Genomic DNA, 19210 nt, shown 5'->3' on the forward strand with positions numbered 1-19210 from the left:
TTACCAGTGGTTTAATTTCGACCTTCCAAGGTATGGCACACTGCACCTTCGTTCGCCTATCAATACAAGTTATCGCCTGCCGATAACAGTGATATCCACGGTGTCGTTCTTACTGAGGCGGTGATGCAGGCCTATGGCTGGCAGCTGTTTTTTAAATTTCCATAGGAAAAAGCTACTTTATTGATCGTTAAAATAGATCGATAATCACGGTTTGAATGGTTTAATCTATTGGTTGAGGGCGCTGTGGTGAGCAAGGATGGATCAGATATCAAACGTAGAGCATGGCTGTGTGTATTTATCGGTAGCGGGCTGTTCTGGCTGTTAACCGCCGCCGTGATTTACTGGTTACTGAGTTAGCAGGTTAAGCAGGAAGGCGATTCGTGAACAAGAAGCAGGCTAAAAACCGTGAGGGCGCTGAGCGTCGCGCACAGTCCAAAATTCCGCCGTCATGGGTGCTGAGCGATGAGCAGCGCGCCTTTATTGAAGACTTATGGCAGGATACCGACTCTGAGCCGCCGCGGCCCCCATCGCGCAGCCGCGTTAGCTGATCACGCGGCGGCGGCCGGCCAGCGCGCCGAACAGCATTTGCAAGACGGTCAGGCACAGCAGGGCGATCAACGGCAAACGCCAACCTGCCGTCAGATCGTGCAGCAGGCCGAATAGGGTGGGCCCCAGCGCCGCCAACAGATAACCGACGGATTGCGCCATACCCGACAGCAGCGTCGCCTGATGATGATGTTGGCTGCGCAATCCAAAGAACGACAGCGCCAGCACCAGCGAACTCCCCGCCCCCAGTCCGGCAAACGTCAGCCACACCAGTGAACTGGCGGGTTGCACCAACAATCCCCCGACGCCGATAAAGATCAGCAGCGAGCTGCCCAGCGCTATCGCCCGTTGATCGTGTGCGCGCGGCAAAATCACCACCATGACAAAGTTGGCGACGATGGCCACCACCTGGTAAATGAACAGCTCGAAACCTGCCTGCTGAGCTGAGGTGCCGTAGCTGGCGGCAAAGGCGCTGAACCAGCCGATGATGGTGTAGAAGGCGATCGATTGCAGCCCCATGAACATCGCCACTTGCCAACCCAGCGCGCTGCCCCAGGGAGAGCGATAGCGCTGTGGCTCCGTCGGCTGCGGCGCTTTGGCGGCGGGAGTGGCTGAGCGTCGCAGCTGCGGCAGCCACACCAGCAGCGCCAGCAACGCGGGCAACCCCCAGCACAGTAAGGAGAACCGCCAGCCGAGGTCGGCCAGGGCAGCCAGCGGCACCGCCAGGCCGGAGGCGATGGCGGCAACCAGCGACATCACCGCCGCATAGGCGGCGATCATCGCGGCGGCGCGATGCGGGAAATCTCTTTTCACCAGCGTCGGCAGCACCACGTTGGCGAAGGCGATGGCGGCGCCGATCAGGATGCTGCCCGGCCAGAGCATGGCGTCTTGCGGCAGGGAACGCAGCGCGATGCCGCAGACCAGCAGCGCGAGGGCGAGACCCAGGGTGCGCTCGATGCCGATGCGTTTCGCCAGCGCCGGAGTCAATGGCGAGAGGATGGCGAACAGGATCAGCGGCAGCGAGTTGATCAGGCCGGCGGCGGTGGCGGACAACGCCAGCTGCTGCTGGATCTGTTCCAGCAGCGGGCCGACGCTGGTCAGGGCGGCGCGCAGGTTGGCCGCGATCAGCATAATGCCGACGATCAGCAGAACGGGGCGGTGTAATCGGCGACGCGGGGTCGCGGTGGACGCTGGGGGTGAAGCGGGTTGCGGCATGGGTTCCTCGCACCAGGGCATGCAGTCAATCAGTGCTGCATGGCATGATGCGTTGATTGACGTTAACGCTTACGTACCGACAAATCGACGGTATCCGATCGCAAGTGTAGGGAAGATGGCGCGCGCTGACAAGGGGATGGCCCGGCGGGATGGCGGCGGTTAACCCTCGCCGGCCGCAGGATAATTGCCATTATGTGATCCTGGTCACTGAGTGAACTAAAAGTCAGGGCGCGGGGCGCGCCAGGCGCCGCTTTCGCTTTCCTCGCAGCCCGCACCTCGGCGCTCCGGGCTTCTCGCCCATCATGGCATTTCACTTTTTCTCCCTTCCGCTTTTGGGCTTTTCGATCCGTTTCGATTCGAAAGGTTTTTTGGCGGTTTTTTTGCTAAAACCGGGCTGTAAGCCCGATCACAATTTCATTGCTTTCGCTTTGCTGTAATGCCTGCGCAGTAGAGCGAAAGCCATCTTCTCCCCGGCGATGCCGGAAACCTGAGGACCGCAGCTCATGCCAGTGAATACCGCAAAGCGACGTGAACACATTATCGATCTGTTATGCGAGCACGGCAGCGTGCGCGTGGAGCAGCTCAGCAAACAGTTTGCGGTATCCACGGTGACGATCCGCAACGATCTGCGCTTTCTGGAACGAAAAGGGTGTGCGCTGCGCGCTTACGGCGGCGCGATGCTCAATCAGCAATTCGCTTTCGATCGGCCGCTGCGGGACAAGGGGCGGTTGAATCGCGACGTCAAAATGCTGATCGCCAACGCGGCGGCCGGCTATGTGCGCGACGGCGATGCGCTGATCCTCGATTCCGGCTCCACCACCACGCAGATCGTGCCGTTCCTGAAGGGGCGGCGCGATCTGGTGGTGATGACCAATGCGCTGAACATTGCCTACGAGCTTTCGGGAAACGACGGGGTGGAGGTCATGGTGCTGGGGGGCAGCGTGCGCCGCAACTCTTACTCGCTCTACGGTCCGGCCGCCGAGCAGCAATTGCGTCAGTACCGCTTCGACAAGCTGTTTTTGGGCGTCGACGGGTTCGATCTGAGCGCCGGCATTACCACGCCTCACCCCGGTGAGGCGCACCTCAATCGCGTGATGTGCGAGGTGGCGCGCGAGATTATCGCGGTGGCGGATGCCAGCAAATTCGGTCGCAAGAGCTTTTGCATGATTCGCGAAGCCGGACAAATCCATCGGCTGATCACCGACAGCCGTCTTCCGGACGATTACGAGCGGGCGTTAACCGAGCTGGGCGTGGAGGTCATCATCGCCGATCGGTAGCAGGGCGCCTGCATGGGGGCTTCATGCAGCAGTTGTTACAGCTTGTCGAGCAGCACAAGGCCGGTATGCCGGTCGGGATCTTTTCCGTCTGTTCCGCCCATCCCTGGGTTCTGAAGGCCGCGCTGCGGCAGGCCAAAGCGCGCGGCACGCCGGTATTGGTGGAGGCGACGTCCAACCAGGTCAATCAGTTCGGCGGCTATACCGGCCAAACGGCGGCCCAGTTCCGCGATGCGCTGTGGCATCTGGCGGATGAGATTGGCCTGGCGCGCGATCGCGTGTGGCTGGGCGGCGATCACCTGGGGCCCAACGCCTGGCAAGATCGCCCGGCTCAGGAAGCGATGGCGCTGGCGGAAACCTTGATCGACGATTACGTTCGCGCCGGATTTCGCAAGATTCACCTCGATTGTTCCATGTCGTGCGCCGGCGATCCCTCGCCCCTGGGGGATGCCACGGTCGCCGAGCGTGCGGCGCGCTTGTGCGCGGTGGCGGAGCGGGCCTGGATGCAGAGCGGCGGCGAAGCGCCGGTCTATGTGATTGGCACCGAAGTGCCGGTGCCGGGCGGCGCGCAGGAGGCGCTGGCGAGTCTGCAGGTCACCACGCCGCAGGCGGTGGCGCAAACGCTGGAAACGCACCGTATCGCCTGGCAACAGGCCGAGCTGAACGATGCCTGGCAGAGAACCATCGCGCTGGTGGTGCAGCCGGGCGTCGAGTTCGATCACCACCGCGTCGAACGCTATCAGCCGCAGCGCGCCGACGCATTGAGCCATTTCATCGAACGCCAGCCGGGCATGATCTATGAAGCGCACTCCACGGACTATCAGCCGCCGCAGGCCTACCGCCAACTGGTGCGCGATCACTTCGCCATCCTGAAGGTGGGGCCGGCGCTGACCTTCGCGCTGCGCGAAGCGCTGTTCGCCCTCGATCGCATCGAGCGTGAATGGCTGGGGGAGCGCCAGTCGGCGCAGCTGTGCGCCACGCTGGAGCAGGTGATGCGCGAGCAGCCGCAGCAGTGGAGCCGCTACTACCACGGCACGCCGCACCAACAGTACCTCGATCGCCACTACAGCCTGAGCGATCGGGTTCGTTACTACTGGCCGCAGCCGCAGGTGCAGCAGGCGGTCGACGGGCTGCTGGACAACCTGCGCCGCAGCCCGGCGCCGCTGGCGCTGCTCAGCCAGTACCTGCCTGATCAGGCGCGGGCGCTGAACGCCGGCGAATTGAGCGCCGATCCGCAAGAGTGGGTGCTGCATAAAGTGACGCAGGTGCTCGACGATTACCACGCCGCCTGCTACCCGGAGGGCCGCTGACATGCCGAACATTTTAATGACCCGCATCGACAATCGCCTGGTGCACGGCCAGGTGGGCGTGACCTGGACCAACACCCTCGGCGCCAACCTGGTGGTGGTGGCCAACGACGAGGCCGCCGCCGATCCGGTGCAGCAGAACCTGATGGACATGGTGGTGGCGGAAGGGGTGCAGACCCGCTACTTCACGCTGCAGAAAACCATCGACGTGATCCACAAGGCGGCGGATCGGCAGAAGATTTTTCTGGTGTGCAAAACGCCGCAGGACGTGTTGACGCTGGTGCGCGGCGGGGTGCCGATCCGTTTCGTCAACGTCGGCAACATGCACTTCGCCGAGGGGAAGCGGCAGGTGCACAAAACGGTGTCGCTGGACGACGGCGACGTGGCCGCGTTTCGCGCATTAGCGGCGCTGGGCGTGGAGTGCGAAGTGCGCCGGGTGCCGGATGAGGCGGGCGAGGCGATCGGCAAATTGCTCTTTTGAGCCAGGGGGAAAGCATGTTGACGGATGCGTTATTGATTGCGCTGTTGGCCGGGTTGGCGGGGGTGGACCTGTTCGACGGCCTGACCCACTTCCATCGGCCGGTGGTGATGGGGCCGCTGGTGGGGCTGATTTTGGGCGATGTCTACACCGGCTTGCTGGTGGGCGGCACGCTGGAGCTGGTGTGGATGGGGATGGTGCCGCTGGCGGGCGCCCAACCGCCGAACGTGGTGATCGGCGGGGTGATCGGCACCGCGTTCGCCATTCTGACCAAGGCCGACCCTAAAGTGGCGATCGGCGTGGCGGTGCCATTCTCGATTGCGGTGCAGGGCTGCATCACGCTGCTGTTTACGCTGTTCTCGCCGATGATGCACCGCTGCGATCGCATGGTGAAAGAGCTGAACTGGCGCGGCGTCGAACGGGTGAACTATCTCGGCATCGGCATCCTGTTCATCTTCTATTTCGTGGTGGCGTTCCTGCCGATTTACTTCGGCGCCGATGCGGCCAGCGCCATGGTGCAGAAGGCGCCGGGTTGGCTGCTGGACGGGCTGGCGGTGGCGGGCGGCATGATGCCGGCGATCGGCTTCTCGCTGCTGATGAAGGTGATGATGAAAAAAACCTACGTGGCCTATTTTATCCTCGGCTTTATCTCGGTCACGTTCCTCAAGCTGCCGATCCTGGCGGTGGCGCTGGGCGCCCTGGCGATCGCCCTGATCGATTTCTTCAACACGCAACGCGGCGCGGCAGAGGCGACGGCCCGGCCCGCTCCGCAGGAGGACGCCGAAGATGGCATTTAACGATTCCGACGATCTGCTGGCGCAAAAGGCCGAGCAACGCATGGCGCAGGCGCTGGCCACCAGCCAGGTGGAGCAGGACGACTATCTGGACAGCCAGCCCGCCGACGCGCTGACGCGCGGCGACATCAACCGTATGGCTTGGCGTTCGCTGCTGCTGCAGGCGTCGTTCAACTATGAACGCATGCAGGCCGGCGGCTGGCTGTATCAGCTGATCCCCGGGCTGCGCAAGATCCACCGCAACCCGCAGGATCTGGCCAACTCGATGAAGATGCACATGGAATTTATCAACGTGCACCCGTTCGACGTCACCTTCCTGTCCGGTCTGGTGCTGGCGATGGAGCAGAACAAGGAGAAGATCTCCACCATTCGCGCGGTGAAAGTGGCGCTGATGGGGCCGCTCGGCGGCATCGGCGACGCGCTGTTTTGGCTGACGCTGCTGCCGATCTGCGCCGGGATAGGCGCTTCGCTGGCATTGGAGGGCAGCCTGTTCGGGCCGATCGTCTTCCTGCTGCTGTTCAACCTGTTCCACTTCGGCCTGCGCTTCGGGCTGGCGCACTACGGCTATCAGGCCGGCACCAGCGCGCTGGCGCTGTTGAAGACCCACACCCGGCGCATTTCTCACGCCGCGTCGATCGTCGGCATGACGGTGATCGGCGCGCTGGTGGCCTCGTATGTGCATCTGTCCACGCCGCTGGTGATGCATGCCGGCAAGGCCAGGGTGGCGCTGCAGACCGACGTACTGGACAAGTTGATGCCCAACTTGTTGCCACTGTGCTTCACGCTGCTCATTTTCTTCCTGATGAAGCGCGGTTTCTCGCCGGTGAAGCTGATTGGCGTCACCGTAGCGATCGGCGTGGTGGGCAAATTTATCGGCATTTTGTGAGGAGCGGGCTATGCCAGGCATTGTGATTACCGGCCACGGCGGCTTCGCCACCGGGCTGTTGCAGGCGGTGGAGCAGGTGGTGGGGCCGCAGCGGCACTGCGCGGCGGTCGATTTCCCTGAACAGATGAGCACCGCGCAGCTCAACGACGCCTTGCGCTCGGCGCTGGCGGCGGTGGCGCAGCCGGACGGCGTGGTGTTTCTCACCGACATGCTCGGCGGCTCGCCGTTTCGCAGCGCCTGCGAACTGGCGGATGCGCAGGGCGATTGCGAAGTGCTGACCGGCGTCAACATGCAGCTGGCGGCGGAAATGATGCTGGAGCGCGACGGGTTGAGCCTGGATGAGTTTCGCGAGGTGGCGCTGGCGTGCGGCAAACGCGGCCTGACCAGCCTGTGGCATGAGCGCCGCCGGGTGAAATGCGAAGACGTGCCGGCCGACGGCATCTGAACGAACGCCGGACGCCGCCGCGCCCGGCTCTGCGGGTTATGCCGGCAGCGGGCTTAGCATCAGGCGCGCCGGTTGATCTTCGCTGCGGCTGAAGCGCCAGCAGGTCTGGTGGTACTTCGCCACGCTGTTGCGGTGCGCCACACTGATCAGCGTCACGTCCGGCAGTTCATCCACCAGCAGGCAGTACATCAACTGTTCGGTTTCGTCGTCCAGCGCGCTGGTGGCTTCGTCGAGGAACAGGATGTTCGGGCGAATCAACAGGGCGCGGGCGAACGCCAGCCGCTGTTGCTCGCCCGGCGACAGGCGGTGGCTCCAGTTGGCGGAGGTATTCAGCCAGCGCTGCAGGTGTTTCAGGCGGCAGTTTTCCAGCACCCGCATCAGCTGCGGATCGCTGTATTCCGACGCCAGGCTCGGGTAGCTCAACGCTTCGCGCAGCGTGCCGATCGGAATGTAGCTGCGCTGCGGCAGGAACAACGTGTTGGCATTGGCCGCTACCCCGATGGCGCCCGCGCCGTAAGGCCAGATACCGGCGATGGCCCGCAGCAGCGTCGACTTGCCGCAGCCGGAAGGGCCGACGATCAGCAGGCGATCGCCGCGTTGCAGCGTCATCTCGGCGCCGGCCAGCAGCGGCTGGCCGTCGGGCAAGTGCAGGCTGAGGTTGCTCAGCGTCAACGGATGGGCGGTCTCTTCCCGCAGCTGAATGCCGCGCGGCTGATGATGCACCTGATCGACGGCGGCGTTGAAGCCGGCCAGACGGTTGACGCAGGCTTTCCAGGTCGCCAAATCGTTAAATGCGTCGATGAACCACGACAGCGCACCCTGTACCTGGCCGAAGGCCGAGGCGATCTGCATCAGGCCGCCCATCTGAATGGCGCCGGAGAAGTAGCGCGGCGCCGCCACCAGCAGGGGAAATACAATGGCGAACTGGCCGTAGAAGTTGGTGGCGATGTTCAGCCGCCGGGTGATGCGCATAATCGCCCACCAGTTGCTGCGAATGGTGTCAAAACGATCGCCCAGCTGCTGCGCCTCGCGCTGTTCGCCGTGGTACAGCGCGATGGCGTCGTTGTTTTCGCGGATGCGGATCAGGCCGAAACGGAAGTTTGCCTCATACCGTTCTTGGTTGAAGCCCAACATGACCAGAGGTTTGCCGACCCACCAGATCAGCAGCGATCCCAGCACCGCATACAGCAGCGCGAACCACACCATATAACCGGGCAAGGTGATGGCATGCTGGCCGAGCGCGAAGGTCATTGGCCCGCTGACGTGCCATAGGATGTCGATAAAGGAAAACAGCGTCACAAGGCTGGAGAGCAGCCCGAGCGACAGCGACAGGGTATATTGGGTCAATACGTTGAGATCTTCGGCAATACGCTGATCGGGGTTATCGACGATCTGCTGCTGCTCGGTGTGGTAATACGCCTGGTGCGCCAGCCATTTTTCCATGAACTTTTCCGTCATCCAGCGCCGCCAGCGCATCTGCAGCCCCTGAGTCAGGTAGATCTTGTAGACCGCCAGCACGATGAAGATCAGCGCCAGATAGGTAAAACGCCACAGCTGCGCCTTGAATACCGGGTAGTTCTTGTTCTGCAGCGCATCGTAGAACACCTGATTCCACTGGTTGATCTGCACGCTGATATAGACCAGGCCGAGCGACAGGACGACGATGGCGATCAGCATCATCCAGGCGCGCCATCGTTCCTCCGACACCCAAAAGGGTTTGATCAGCTGCCAAACGGCGTGTTTCTGCAAGGGGGTTGCGTTCATAACGGCTCGATAATTGCGGTATTTCGTTCAGCATGGGCTGCGGGCCGGTAACAAACAAACCGCGACTGTAAGCAGTTTTAACTCCGCTAACTGTTTGAAATAAGGCGGCTGAATCGACAGCGGCACGCCGACGGGCGCAATTGCGGCATACACTCCACCGCCGGGCGGTTATACTTGCGCCGAATTTTTGCAGAAAGGATAAACGATGAAGGCTTGGTTTCCCCTGTTGCTGACCTGCGGCGTCTTCGCCGGCGCCCGGGCCTGGGCGCACATTGACGAGCCGGACATCGCCGCCGACTGCCAAAAGGTGGCGAGCTACGCCGAACTGGGAAAAAAGGCCTATCAGCGGCAGGATTACGCCAAAGCTGCCGACATCTTTCGCGATCAGGCGGCCTGGAGCGAGTTTTGCGGCCTGAGCGAGCAGGCCATCGCCACGGCCTACAACAACGTGGCGCTGTCGCTGATGCGCGCCGGGGAATTGCTCAAGGCACAGGCCTACCTGGCGTTGGCGCCGCACGATGACAAATCGCAGCACAACATGAGCCTGTTGCGCCAACGCCTGGCGCAGCGGCCGCAGCCGCAGGGGCCGGGCGGCGTGTATTGGCAATACGCCGGGCGCGGCGTGTGGAGCGAAGTGGCGGTGAAGCCGCAGGGCGAGCGCTGGCTGATCGATTTTTCCGGCTACGCCATGCCGCAGATGGGGCTGTATTACGGGCCGAACATGGGTGACTTCACCGCCGAGCTGCCAATCGAGCACGGCAAAGCGGTCTACCATCAGCATGACTCGGAAAGCGCGCAGGTCTGCGACGTCACGCTGGAATTTGGCGAGCAAGCGCTGGAGATGCACACGCGCGGGGATTGCGGGTTCGGTCACAACGTGCGGGCGGAAGGGCGGTTCGTGCGGGTCGAATGACCCGCCCCGGCAGCCGGGGCGGGAAAGGTAGGTTACGCCAGCGCGGCGGCGCCCAGCAGGTTTTTCCAGGCTTCCACGTTACCCAGATAGTTGCCGGCCGGCAGCAGATGCAGACGGCCTTCACTGTCCTGCAGCGCAAAGGTCGGGAAGCCCTGGCCTTGCACTTTGGCCAGCAGCGCCCGGCTTTCCGCGATGTGCTGCGCGGTTGGCGCGCCGGTGTTGAAACGCATTTCGGCGATAAACGCCGCCGAAGGCAACCCTAGCTCTTTCGCCAACGCTTCCAGCACCGGCGTATCGGCGATGCGCCGGCCTTCTTGATAGTGCGCCTGCTGAATGCGGTGCAGCATGTCCAGCCCGCGGCCCGCCAGCTTTTCCGCCGCCAGGATGGCGGTGATCGGCGGCTCGGAATCCATCACCGCCGTGGTGTCGCGCAGCAGGCCGTTGAAATAGGCTTCGCCAAAAGGCTGGCCCGTCATCTCGGCGATGCGTTTGTCGTGCGGAATGACGTAGTTGCGCCATTCGTCGGTGATTTGGCGACGGTTGTTGCCGGTCATCATGCCGCCGGCATGCGGCACGATCTTCAGCCCAGGGAGGCTCTGAGCCGCTTTCACCAGCGGCGCGGCGCCGTAGCACCAGCCGCACAGCGGATCGAAAATGTAATGCAGAGTGGTTTCGGTCATCTTTACTCCTCGCCTGGCGCGCGGCAGCTCACCGCGGTGCCAGGGCTGGTTCAATCACGCACGGGCGCTTATTGCGGCCACTTCATCTCGCCTTTCAGCACTTTCGCGCTCAGTTCCAGGCTCGACTCGTCTTTCAGCGTCGGGTAGTGCTTTTTCATCGCCTCAATCAGCGCGGCGGAATCCTTGGCCTTCGGCAGCTCGGCTTCCAGCGTGGTCAGGTATTTCTGGGTAAAGTGCACCGATGCCAGCGTTTGCGCTGCGCCCGGCAGGAAGTGGCCCGGCACCACGACCTGCGGCTTCAGCGCTTCGATGTTTTTCAGCGTCTGCTGCCAGTGCTGGCGCGATTCCACGCTCTGGTTGTCGGCGATCCACGGATGGATATTGTCACCGGCGACCGCGACACCGCCTACTACCGCTTTCAGCGCCGGGATCCACACGAAGGTGCGATCGGGGGTCGGGCCGTTCAGGCCTTTCACTTCCACTTTCTGGCCGTCGATGGTGAAGCTGTCGCCCTGCAGCGGCTGCGGCACGATCACGGTTTTCGGCGCGTTGTCTTTCAGGATCGGGCCCCAATAGGCGACTTTGCCGTCTTTGGTGGCGTTGATGTCCTTGATGGTGCCTGGCGAAGCGATGATTTTCGCCTCCGGGAAGGCCGCTTTAATCACGTCCAGACCGAAATAGAAATCCGGGTCTGAGTGGCTGATATAAACGGTGGTCAGTTTCTTGCCGGTCGCCTTGATCTTTTTCACCAGCGCTTCAGCGTCGTTGCGTTGGAACTGAGCGTCGATCAGCGCCACTTCGTGTTTGCCGCTGATGATTTCGGAAGACACCGGGAACACGCTTTTCTCGCCCGGGTTATACACTTCCATGGTCAGGGTATCGGCCGCGGTGGCGTAGGTGCTGAGGGTGGCGACGCCGGTGAAGGCCAGAGTTAACAGTGATTTCTTAAACATGGGCAGAGGTCCTTAGGTATCGGTTAATGTTGTAATGATGTTAGGTTGCATAAAGCGATAGAAAAACCGGATAATAAGCAATTATTCGTTGCATAAATCGGACTAATCATGGATCGCATTACCGCCGTAGAGGTTTTTGTCACCATCGTCGATCGCGGCAGCATGATCGCCGCTGCGGAAACGCTGGAGATGTCGCGCGCGATGGTGACGCGCTACCTGGCGCAGATGGAGCAATGGGCCGGGGCGCGTTTACTGCACCGTACTACCCGTAAGCTTAGTCTGACCGACGCCGGTGAGCGTACTCTGGAGCGCTGCCGGCAAATGCTGGCGCTGGCGGGGGAGATCGACCTGGTGGAGGAAGGGCAGAGCGACGAGTTGCGCGGCCTGCTGCGCATCACCTGTTCGCAGTCGCTCGGGCAAACGGCGCTGGTGGGGGCGGTCGCTCAGTATCTGAAGCGCCACCCGCAGGTGGCGGTCGATCTGCAGATGAACAATCGGGCGGTGAACCTGGTGGAAGAGCGCATCGATCTGGCGCTGCGCATCACCAACGAGCTGGATCCCAACCTGATCGCCCGCCCGCTGTCCACCTGCGCATCGGTGGTGTGCGCCGCGCCCGCTTATCTGGCGGCGCACGGCACCCCACGCCAGCCGCAGGATTTGGCGTTGCACAACTGCCTGACTTATTCCTATTTCGGCAAAAGCCTGTGGCATTTTGACGCGCAGGGGGTGAAATCGGCGGTGGCGGTCAGCGGCAACCTGAGCGCCAACGAGTCGGTGGTGCTGATGGCCGGCACGGTGCAGGGCGCGGGCATTTCCATGCAGCCCTATTATTCGGCGGCGCCGCTGCTGGCCAGCGGCGAACTGGTCGAACTGTTGCCGGATTACCGGCCACAGTCGATGGGCATCTACGGCATCTACACCTCGCGCCGCCAGATGCCCGCCACCTTGCGCACCATGCTGGACTTTCTGGTGGAATGGTTCGCCACCGATCCGCAGTGGCAGGCGACGCTGCGCTGATGCTGCGGCAATATTCCCCCGCCGCTTTCAGCGCCTGACGGCGGCGGCCAGCCGGGCGGCAAAGGCGGCGGCCTGCTGATGAAGGTGGTCGATAAAGGCCGTCACCAGCGCCGACGAGGGGCGGTGTAGCGGCCGAATCAGGCTGACGGTGAACGGCACGTCGATGCTGAACGGCCGCACGTGCACGCCGTTACCGGCATAGTCGAGCGCCGTCAGCGGGTTGACGATCGACACCCCCACGCCGGCCCTCACCATGGCGCATACCGATGCCGCGCTGTGCGTTTCCATCACCATGCGGCGCTCGACGCCCTGCTCGCCGAACAGCGCATCCAGCAGGTGGCGATAGCTGTCGGTGCTCGACAGGCTGATAAAGTTCTGCCCGGCGAAGTCCTGCGGCGTCAGCCGATCTTTCAGCAGCAGCGGGTGGCCCGTCGGCAGCACGCACACTTCGTTCAACGTCATCAGCGTCACCCGCTCGGTGCCCGCCGGCGTCAGGGTGGTTTCCGTCAGCCCGAGATCGTGGCGCTGGGCCGACAACCACTCTTCCAGCAGCGGCGACTCTTGCGGGATAACGCTGAAGCTGACTTCCGGGTAACGTTCGATAAAGGGCCGGCACACCGCCGGCAGCAGCGATTGAGAAAATACCGGCAGGCACACGATCGACAGCTGCGCCTGCTGAAACTGGCGGATGCCGGCGGCGGCGTTGACGATGCGATCGAGGCCGTAATAGGAGCGCTGCACCTCTTCGAACAACCGTAGGCCCTGCATCGTGGGGGACAAGCGACCGCGCACCCGGTCGAACAGCTGCAGCCGGATCAGCTTTTCAAAACGCGCCAGCTCGCGGCTGACGGTCGGTTGCGAGGTCTGCAGCAGGGCCGCCGCCTCGGTCAGGTTGCCGGTGGTCATCACCGCCCGAAAGATTTCGATCTGCCGCAAAGAGATGCTGTGCATGGCGAGGCCGCTCGGTTAAGGGGAAAGCCATATCATAAATGAATAGATTGCGGCTAAATAGATATTTTCCACCCGATTCAGCGTGCGGCACTATGGCGTTATCTGCCGTCATTTTCGAATTGGGAATATCGCCATGCCACGCCCGTTGCACGACACCTCCACCGCGTTGAACGCCACCAACCTGCTGGCCTTGCCGCAGCGCTTCGGCTGCCCGGTTTGGGCCTATGATGCGGACATCATCAGCCAGCGCATCGCTCAGCTGCGCCATTTCGACACTATCCGTTTCGCACAGAAGGCCTGTTCGAACATTCATATTTTGCGCTTGATGCGCGAGCAGGGCGTGAAGGTGGATTCGGTGTCGCTGGGCGAGATCGAGCGGGCGCTGCAGGCCGGTTTTCAGCCGGGCGGCGAACCGAGCGAAATCGTGTTTACCGCGGACGTGTTGGATCATGCCACGCTGGCGCGCGTCAGCGAATTGAAGATCCCGGTCAACGCCGGTTCCATCGACATGCTGGAGCAGCTCGGCCAGGTTTCCGCAGGGCACCCGGTGTGGCTGCGCATTAACCCGGGTTTTGGCCACGGCCACAGCCAGAAAACCAACACCGGCGGCGAGAACAGCAAGCACGGTATCTGGTATGCCGATCTGCCGCAGGCGGTGGAGAAAATTCGCCGCTACGGCCTGAGACTGATCGGCGTGCATATGCACATCGGTTCCGGCGTCGATTACCAGCATCTGGAGCGCGTCTGCGATGCGATGGTGCAGCAGGTGATCGATCTCGGTCATGATATCAGCGCCATTTCCGCCGGCGGTGGCCTGTCTATCCCGTACCAGTACGGCGAAGAGGCGATCGATACCGAACACTATTTCGGGTTGTGGAACCGGGCGCGTGAACGCATCGCCGCGCATCTGGGGCATCCGGTGCAGCTGGAGATCGAACCGGGGCGTTTCCTGATGGCGGAAGCGGGCGTCTTGGTGGCCGAGGTGCGGGCGGTAAAAGACATGGGCAGCCGCCACTTCGTGCTGGTGGACGCCGGTTTTAACGATCTGATGCGCCCGGCAATGTACGGCAGCTATCACCATATTTCGCTGTTGCCGGCCGATGGGCGCGATACCTCGGGGCAAGCGCTGCGCGAAACGGTAATTGCCGGGCCGCTGTGCGAATCCGGCGACGTGTTCACCCAGCAGGCGGGCGGCGGCGTGGAAACCCGCGAACTGCCGCCGGTGCAGATCGGTGATTATCTGGTGTTCCACGACACCGGCGCCTACGGCGCATCGATGTCCTCCAACTACAACAGCCGCCCGCTGTTGCCCGAAGTGCTGTTCGAAAACGGCGAACCGCGGCTGATCCGCCGCCGCCAGACCATCGAAGAGCTGATCGCGCTGGAGCTTATCTGATAAGCGGGCGGGCGCCTTGCGCTCGCTTCACAGCGTCATGCGGCGGTGTTGGCCATTGGGCAATTGCACATCCAGCGACAGCGTGCCGCCCATCGCCTCGATATAGCGTTTGAGCGACGACAGCTTTATTTCGCTGCCGCGCTTTTCCAAATTGGCGACGGAGGGTTGGCTGATGCCGAGCCGCTTCGCCAATTCAACCTGAGAGACCGCCAGCTCTTCCCTCAGCATCGCCAGCCGCAGCTCGAAAATTTCCTGGTCCGCTTTTTGCCTGGCGGCGGCAACGACGGCGGGATCGAGTTTATCGATCAGTTGGGATAAAGGTTTGGCCATCTGCACTACCTCCGGGTTGCCAGATAATGTGAAAACTCCATGGCGGCGATGGGCAACATGCGCTGGTAAAAGCGTTTGTCGCCGGTTTTATCGCCACCGCACAGCAATACCGCTTGCCGCTGTGGGTCAAAGGCGAAAAACACCCTGAAAGGGCGCCCGCGGTGTTGAACGCGCAGCTCCTTCAACTGCCGGACCGCGTCGGAAAAATACAGCGTATCGGCATGCGGCCGCGTCAACTGCGGGCCGAACGTCTGCAATTTGAAGATCGCCGCCAGGATGCTTGTTTGCTGGGCGTTGTTCAGCGCTAAAAACCAGTCGTCGAACCGTTCGACGGTCACCACTTGCCACATGACGCGCTCCGAATATAGCGTTTATGCTATATAGTGTAAAGGTTATTGTGCCAACAATATGCACGAACGCTGGGAGCGGAAAAAATCCAAAAGCGGGAAATGCGGCGGGCTGCGCAATCTGAGCGCATGGGTGATGGCTCACCCATGCGGCGGCGCGAATTACGGCTGTTCGTGCGCGTTGTTGAGGGTGGCGACCGAGTGGCGGCGCACCAGCGTCGGGCTGAACATGTTGGTGATTTCCGGCAGCGGTTGACGATTGGCCAAGGCCAGGGCCAGTTCCGCCGCCTGGGTCGCCATCGCCACGATCGGGTAGCGAACGGTGGTCAGGCGCGGCCGCAGGTAGCGCGAAATCAGCACGTCGTCGAAACCGATCAGCGAAATTTGCCCCGGTACGTCGACGCTGTTGTCGCTCAGCACCGAAAGCGCGCCGGCGGCCATCGGATCGTTGTAGCAGGTAACGGCGGAGAACGAGCGGCCGCGGCCGAGCAATTCGGTCATCGCCTGTTCGCCGCCGATCTCGTCCGGTTCGCCGTAGGCGATCAGCTTTTCATCCACCGCAATGCCGTGCTCCTGCAGCGCGTCGAGATAGCCTTGCAGGCGATCGGTGGCGTCGGAAATCTGGTGGGTGGAGCAGATGATGGCGATGCGCTGATGCCCTTGCTGGATCAGATGACGGGTCGCCAGCCAGGCGCCGTAGCGATCGTCGAGCGCCACGCAGCGCGTTTCAAAACCCGGCAGCGTGCGGTTGATCAGCACCATGCCCGGGATCTGTTGCATCCAGCCGCCAAGTTCCCGATCGCTCAGACTTTTGGCGTGCACCACCAGCGCCTCGCAGCGATGTCGCACCAGCTGTTCAATCGCCTGACGCTCTTTTTCGGCGTCGTGGTAACCGTTGCCAATCAGCAGAAAATTGTGGGTGGCGTAGGCCACCTGCTCGACCGCTTTGACCATCGCCCCGAAGAAGGGGTCGGAAACGTCGGAGACGATCAGGCCCAGCGTTTCGGTGGACTGCTGCGCCAGCGCCCGTGCGTTGGCATTGGGGTGATACTGCAGCTGTTCCATGGCGGCCAGCACCGCGGTGCGCGACCCTTCGCTGGCCTTGGGGGAATTGTTTATCACGCGGGATACCGTGGCCACGGAAACACCCGCCAGCCTGGCAACATCCTTTATCGTAGCCATATCAGTCAACACATCCTGGGTAATCGCTTACATCCCCCAGTTTTGCGGAAAAAAACCGGGGCTGCAAGCGGTGTTGTGCGCAACTTGTGGCGGCCGTTGCAGAATCTTTTCGCGGCTGCGCGCATAACCGTCGGCCGCCGAACGATAGCGCAATTTGTACGTTGGCACTGGCGACGGGCTGAGGTAACGTCTGTGCATTCCGATTTGCGCCGAGAACGCCATGTCCATTAAACGCTATCCGCAGCTCGCCCATTGGGGCGCCTATACCGCCGTAGTTGAAGACGGCCGGCTTATCCGCTGTGAACCCTTCGCCGACGATCCCGACCCTTCGCCGTTGCTCGATTCCATCGTACCGATGGTTTACTCCGACAAACGTATCCGCAAGCCGGCGGTGCGCCGCTCGTGGCTGCAAAAGCGCGAGGGCAGCGACCGCACGCTGCGCGGCAGGGAAGATTTCGTCGAAGTGGACTGGGAACTGGCGCTCGATTTGGTGGCGCAGGAGAATCGCCGGGTGCGCGATCGCTACGGCGCCTCCGGGCTGTTTACCGGCTCTTATGGCTGGTCGTCGGCCGGGCGCTTGCATCATGCGCGCTCGCTGGTGCGACGGTTCTATTTCAGCGGCGGCGGCGGGGTCGATCAGCAGGGCAACTACAGCTGGGGCGCGGCGCAGTTTTTCCTGCCGTATGTGATCGGCACTTTCTCGCCGTTGACCGGGCGCGTCACCAGTTGGCCAAGCGTGGTGGAGCATTGCGAGCTGTTTGTGGCGTTTGGCGGGCTGGCGCTGAAAAATGCCCAGGTCTCTTCCGGCGGCGCGGCGGAGCATGCGCTCAAACCCTGGCTGCAAAAGCTGGCGCACAAGGGCACGCCGGTTGTCAACATCAGCCCGATGCGCGACGACTGCCCCGGGTTCGTCAACGCGGAGTGGATCCCGATCCGGCCGAATACCGACGTGGCGCTGATGCTGGCGCTGGCTTACGAAATTCAGCGGCTGGGCGCGCAGGACGAAGCCTTCCTGCGCAGCCACTGCGTGGGCTATCAACAGTTGGCGGATTACCTGAACGGCGTGAGCGACGGCGTGGCGAAAACGCCGGCCTGGGCCAGCGCCATTACCGGCATTCCGGCGGCGCGCATCGCCCTGCTGGCGCGGCAGCTGATCGGCGCGCGCAGTTTTATCACCTGTTCCTACTCCGTACAGCGCGCGCACCGCGGCGAGCAACCCTATTGGATGATGATCGCGCTGTCGTCGATGTTGGGCCAGGTGGGCCTGCCGGGCGGCGGCTTCTCGTTCGGCCACGGCTCGATGAACGGCGTCGGCAACCCGCGCGTGGACACCCCCGCGCCGACCATGCCGGTAGGGGAAAACCCGGCCGGGCTGGCGATCCCGGTGGCGCGCATCTGCGACATGCTGCTGCACCCCGGCGAAACTTATCAATTTTGCGGCGAGACTCGGCAGTACCCGGATATCCACCTGGTGCACTGGGCCGGCGGCAACCCGTTCCATCACCATCAGCAGTTGAATCGGCTGGTGGAGGGCTGGCAGAAGCCGGATACGGTGATCGTACAAGATATCTGGTGGACGGCGGCGGCCAAAATGGCGGATATCGTGTTGCCGGTCACCAGTTCGCTGGAGCGCAACGACATCGGCGGCTCCTCGCGCGATCGCTACGTGCTGGCGATGCATCAGGCGATTGCGCCGCAGCATCAGGCGCGCAACGATTTCGATATCTTCGCCGATCTGGCGGAGCGCCTGGGCTATCGCGAGCGCTTTACCGAAAACCGCGGCGAGCGGGCCTGGATCGAAGATATCTATCGGCAATGCGGCGCGGCGCAGCGACGCGCCGGCGTCGCCTGGCCCGAGTTTGAGGATTTTTGGCGCCGGGGCTATGTCGAACTGCCCGCGCCGGCCAAGGAGTTCGTATTTTTTGACGCGTTTCGCGCCGATCCGCAGGCTAACCCGCTTCAGACGCCCAGCGGCAAGATCGAACTGTTCAGCGAGCGGATCGCCGGTTATCGCTACGAGGATTTCGCTCCGCATCCGCAGTGGCGGCCGCCGGTCGAGTGGCTGGGGGCGCCGCAGGCCAAAACCTGGCCGCTGCATCTGATCTCCATTCAACCGAGCGATCGTCTGCACAGCCAGATGGATCCGGCGCCGCTGGCGCAGGGCAATAAGACCGCCGGGCGCGAAACCCTGTATATGCATCCGGAGGACGCGGCGCAGCGCGGCGTGGCGGACGGCGCCGAAGTGCTGGTCAGCAATGCGCGCGGCAGCTGTTTGGCGGGGGCCTCCCTCACCGACGGCGTGACGCGCGGCGTGGTGCTGATGGCGACCGGCGCCTGGTTCGAGCCGGGTTACGACGCGCAGCGCCGGCCGGTCGAGCAGGCGGGCAACCCGAACGTGCTGACGCTGGATATCGGCACCTCGTCGCTGACGCAGGGGCCGAACGCCATGAGTTGCCTGGTGGAGGTCAGCGCGCGATGAGTGAAGGTTTCACGTCGGGATAACCGGCTCGCCGTCGCGGCTGTATTTATTTTTTCGCCGCTGCGGGAAGGTTTAAGTTTCATTGAGTTATTACAGCAGATCGCGGGAAATTTACAGCTGGTTGCATTTGGAGCAGAACTCTTGCGATTCGCCGGTAGTTTCCTGCACGCCATCTCTCTAGAGTAGGTGATCCCAGAGGTATTGATTGGTGAGAAATCAGCATACTCTGTATGTTGAAGCCATTTTCAATTGC

Annotated in this window: 19 protein-coding genes; 11 read left to right on the forward strand and 8 right to left on the reverse strand. The window is 62.5% G+C overall.

The window, feature by feature from the left end:
- Positions 1–243: 243 nt before the first annotated feature.
- On the forward strand, positions 244–357 hold the full coding sequence (locus tag ACJ8IN_RS05110; protein ID WP_049232362.1) for a YmiA family putative membrane protein: 114 nt from the start codon (positions 244–246) through the stop codon (positions 355–357).
- Between the two features lie 183 nt (positions 358–540).
- Here ACJ8IN_RS05110 and ACJ8IN_RS05115 read toward each other — a convergent pair whose 3' ends face one another.
- Positions 541–1761, reverse strand: a complete 1221-nt coding sequence (locus ACJ8IN_RS05115) for a CynX/NimT family MFS transporter (protein ID WP_060436999.1) — start codon at positions 1759–1761, stop codon at positions 541–543.
- Between the two features lie 503 nt (positions 1762–2264).
- Between ACJ8IN_RS05115 and agaR the strand changes: the two genes are divergently transcribed.
- The 6 genes from agaR to agaF are packed head-to-tail and all read left to right on the forward strand — an operon-like array spanning position 2265 to position 6945.
- Positions 2265–3038, forward strand: a complete 774-nt coding sequence (agaR, locus tag ACJ8IN_RS05120) for a transcriptional repressor AgaR (RefSeq protein WP_308326005.1) — start codon at positions 2265–2267, stop codon at positions 3036–3038.
- Between the two features lie 23 nt (positions 3039–3061).
- Entirely contained in the window at positions 3062–4345 is a 1284-nt protein-coding gene (locus ACJ8IN_RS05125; protein ID WP_060422156.1) for a D-tagatose-bisphosphate aldolase, class II, non-catalytic subunit, read from the forward strand.
- Between the two features lies 1 nt (position 4346).
- Entirely contained in the window at positions 4347–4823 is a 477-nt protein-coding gene (agaV, locus tag ACJ8IN_RS05130; RefSeq protein ID WP_019455696.1) for a PTS N-acetylgalactosamine transporter subunit IIB, read from the forward strand.
- A gap of 14 nt (positions 4824–4837) precedes the next feature.
- Complete coding sequence (gene agaW / locus ACJ8IN_RS05135) at positions 4838–5617, forward strand: PTS N-acetylgalactosamine transporter subunit IIC (protein ID WP_033635784.1); 780 nt, start codon at positions 4838–4840, stop codon at positions 5615–5617.
- Positions 5607–6500 carry a PTS system mannose/fructose/sorbose family transporter subunit IID gene (locus tag ACJ8IN_RS05140; RefSeq protein ID WP_060428848.1) on the forward strand — a complete coding sequence of 298 codons (894 nt, stop codon included), beginning with the start codon at positions 5607–5609 and terminating at the stop codon, positions 6498–6500. The genes agaW and ACJ8IN_RS05140 overlap by 11 nt, the downstream gene beginning before the upstream one ends.
- Before the next feature lie 10 nt (positions 6501–6510).
- Positions 6511–6945 carry a PTS galactosamine/N-acetylgalactosamine transporter subunit IIA gene (gene agaF / locus ACJ8IN_RS05145; RefSeq protein ID WP_033654096.1) on the forward strand — a complete coding sequence of 145 codons (435 nt, stop codon included), beginning with the start codon at positions 6511–6513 and terminating at the stop codon, positions 6943–6945.
- Between the two features lie 36 nt (positions 6946–6981).
- Here the strand turns inward: agaF and ACJ8IN_RS05150 are convergent, their stop codons facing one another.
- Positions 6982–8709, reverse strand: coding sequence for an ABC transporter ATP-binding protein/permease (locus ACJ8IN_RS05150; protein WP_308326004.1), 1728 nt, complete (start codon positions 8707–8709; stop codon positions 6982–6984).
- A gap of 205 nt (positions 8710–8914) precedes the next feature.
- On the opposite strand from ACJ8IN_RS05150, the gene ACJ8IN_RS05155 reads away from it, so the two are divergent.
- On the forward strand, positions 8915–9622 hold the full coding sequence (locus ACJ8IN_RS05155) for a hypothetical protein (protein WP_033635780.1): 708 nt from the start codon (positions 8915–8917) through the stop codon (positions 9620–9622).
- A 32-nt stretch (positions 9623–9654) separates the two neighbouring features.
- Here the strand turns inward: ACJ8IN_RS05155 and ACJ8IN_RS05160 are convergent, their stop codons facing one another.
- Both ACJ8IN_RS05160 and ACJ8IN_RS05165 read right to left on the reverse strand, forming a co-directional pair.
- Positions 9655–10302 carry a DsbA family protein gene (locus tag ACJ8IN_RS05160; protein WP_039567349.1) on the reverse strand — a complete coding sequence of 216 codons (648 nt, stop codon included), beginning with the start codon at positions 10300–10302 and terminating at the stop codon, positions 9655–9657.
- Positions 10303–10370: 68 nt separating this feature from the next.
- Positions 10371–11255 carry an MBL fold metallo-hydrolase gene (locus ACJ8IN_RS05165; RefSeq protein WP_033635778.1) on the reverse strand — a complete coding sequence of 295 codons (885 nt, stop codon included), beginning with the start codon at positions 11253–11255 and terminating at the stop codon, positions 10371–10373.
- Between the two features lie 108 nt (positions 11256–11363).
- Between ACJ8IN_RS05165 and ACJ8IN_RS05170 the strand changes: the two genes are divergently transcribed.
- Entirely contained in the window at positions 11364–12272 is a 909-nt protein-coding gene (locus ACJ8IN_RS05170; RefSeq protein WP_308326003.1) for a LysR family transcriptional regulator, read from the forward strand.
- Positions 12273–12299: 27 nt separating this feature from the next.
- Here ACJ8IN_RS05170 and ACJ8IN_RS05175 read toward each other — a convergent pair whose 3' ends face one another.
- A complete protein-coding gene (locus ACJ8IN_RS05175; RefSeq protein ID WP_161764792.1) occupies positions 12300–13223 on the reverse strand; it encodes a LysR family transcriptional regulator in 924 nt (307 codons plus the stop codon).
- A gap of 133 nt (positions 13224–13356) precedes the next feature.
- Between ACJ8IN_RS05175 and lysA the strand changes: the two genes are divergently transcribed.
- Entirely contained in the window at positions 13357–14619 is a 1263-nt protein-coding gene (gene lysA / locus ACJ8IN_RS05180; protein WP_308326002.1) for a diaminopimelate decarboxylase, read from the forward strand.
- Between the two features lie 27 nt (positions 14620–14646).
- Here lysA and ACJ8IN_RS05185 read toward each other — a convergent pair whose 3' ends face one another.
- From ACJ8IN_RS05185 to galR, 3 genes are all read right to left on the reverse strand, one after another.
- Positions 14647–14949, reverse strand: a complete 303-nt coding sequence (locus ACJ8IN_RS05185) for a helix-turn-helix domain-containing protein (RefSeq protein ID WP_004931828.1) — start codon at positions 14947–14949, stop codon at positions 14647–14649.
- Between the two features lie 5 nt (positions 14950–14954).
- Complete coding sequence (locus tag ACJ8IN_RS05190) at positions 14955–15299, reverse strand: type II toxin-antitoxin system RelE/ParE family toxin (protein WP_033635775.1); 345 nt, start codon at positions 15297–15299, stop codon at positions 14955–14957.
- Positions 15300–15458: 159 nt separating this feature from the next.
- The gene (gene galR / locus ACJ8IN_RS05195) at positions 15459–16478 is read right to left on the reverse strand and encodes an HTH-type transcriptional regulator GalR (RefSeq protein WP_033649496.1); all 1020 of its coding nucleotides are present in this window, start codon (positions 16476–16478) and stop codon (positions 15459–15461) included.
- Positions 16479–16698: 220 nt separating this feature from the next.
- Between galR and ACJ8IN_RS05200 the strand changes: the two genes are divergently transcribed.
- Positions 16699–18957, forward strand: coding sequence for a molybdopterin guanine dinucleotide-containing S/N-oxide reductase (locus ACJ8IN_RS05200; protein WP_308326001.1), 2259 nt, complete (start codon positions 16699–16701; stop codon positions 18955–18957).
- Positions 18958–19210 lie beyond the last annotated feature (253 nt).

The sequence above is a fragment of the Serratia sp. CY31944 genome (assembly GCF_052169175.1).
Taxonomy (GTDB): domain Bacteria; phylum Pseudomonadota; class Gammaproteobacteria; order Enterobacterales; family Enterobacteriaceae; genus Serratia; species Serratia sarumanii.

What these genes read in the sequence shown, in the direction of transcription:
- ACJ8IN_RS05115 (WP_060436999.1), bottom strand. Translation starts at nt 1,761, where the DNA reads ATGCCGCAACCCGCTTCACCCCCAGCGTCCACCGCGACCCCGCGTCGC.
- agaR (WP_308326005.1), top strand. Translation starts at nt 2,265, where the DNA reads ATGCCAGTGAATACCGCAAAGCGACGTGAACACATTATCGATCTGTTA.
- ACJ8IN_RS05125 (WP_060422156.1), top strand. Translation starts at nt 3,062, where the DNA reads ATGCAGCAGTTGTTACAGCTTGTCGAGCAGCACAAGGCCGGTATGCCG.
- agaV (WP_019455696.1), top strand. Translation starts at nt 4,347, where the DNA reads ATGCCGAACATTTTAATGACCCGCATCGACAATCGCCTGGTGCACGGC.
- agaW (WP_033635784.1), top strand. Translation starts at nt 4,838, where the DNA reads ATGTTGACGGATGCGTTATTGATTGCGCTGTTGGCCGGGTTGGCGGGG.
- ACJ8IN_RS05140 (WP_060428848.1), top strand. Translation starts at nt 5,607, where the DNA reads ATGGCATTTAACGATTCCGACGATCTGCTGGCGCAAAAGGCCGAGCAA.
- agaF (WP_033654096.1), top strand. Translation starts at nt 6,511, where the DNA reads ATGCCAGGCATTGTGATTACCGGCCACGGCGGCTTCGCCACCGGGCTG.
- ACJ8IN_RS05150 (WP_308326004.1), bottom strand. Translation starts at nt 8,709, where the DNA reads ATGAACGCAACCCCCTTGCAGAAACACGCCGTTTGGCAGCTGATCAAA.
- ACJ8IN_RS05155 (WP_033635780.1), top strand. Translation starts at nt 8,915, where the DNA reads ATGAAGGCTTGGTTTCCCCTGTTGCTGACCTGCGGCGTCTTCGCCGGC.
- ACJ8IN_RS05160 (WP_039567349.1), bottom strand. Translation starts at nt 10,302, where the DNA reads ATGACCGAAACCACTCTGCATTACATTTTCGATCCGCTGTGCGGCTGG.
- ACJ8IN_RS05165 (WP_033635778.1), bottom strand. Translation starts at nt 11,255, where the DNA reads ATGTTTAAGAAATCACTGTTAACTCTGGCCTTCACCGGCGTCGCCACC.
- ACJ8IN_RS05170 (WP_308326003.1), top strand. Translation starts at nt 11,364, where the DNA reads ATGGATCGCATTACCGCCGTAGAGGTTTTTGTCACCATCGTCGATCGC.
- ACJ8IN_RS05175 (WP_161764792.1), bottom strand. Translation starts at nt 13,223, where the DNA reads ATGCACAGCATCTCTTTGCGGCAGATCGAAATCTTTCGGGCGGTGATG.
- lysA (WP_308326002.1), top strand. Translation starts at nt 13,357, where the DNA reads ATGCCACGCCCGTTGCACGACACCTCCACCGCGTTGAACGCCACCAAC.
- ACJ8IN_RS05185 (WP_004931828.1), bottom strand. Translation starts at nt 14,949, where the DNA reads ATGGCCAAACCTTTATCCCAACTGATCGATAAACTCGATCCCGCCGTC.
- ACJ8IN_RS05190 (WP_033635775.1), bottom strand. Translation starts at nt 15,299, where the DNA reads ATGTGGCAAGTGGTGACCGTCGAACGGTTCGACGACTGGTTTTTAGCG.
- galR (WP_033649496.1), bottom strand. Translation starts at nt 16,478, where the DNA reads ATGGCTACGATAAAGGATGTTGCCAGGCTGGCGGGTGTTTCCGTGGCC.
- ACJ8IN_RS05200 (WP_308326001.1), top strand. Translation starts at nt 16,699, where the DNA reads ATGTCCATTAAACGCTATCCGCAGCTCGCCCATTGGGGCGCCTATACC.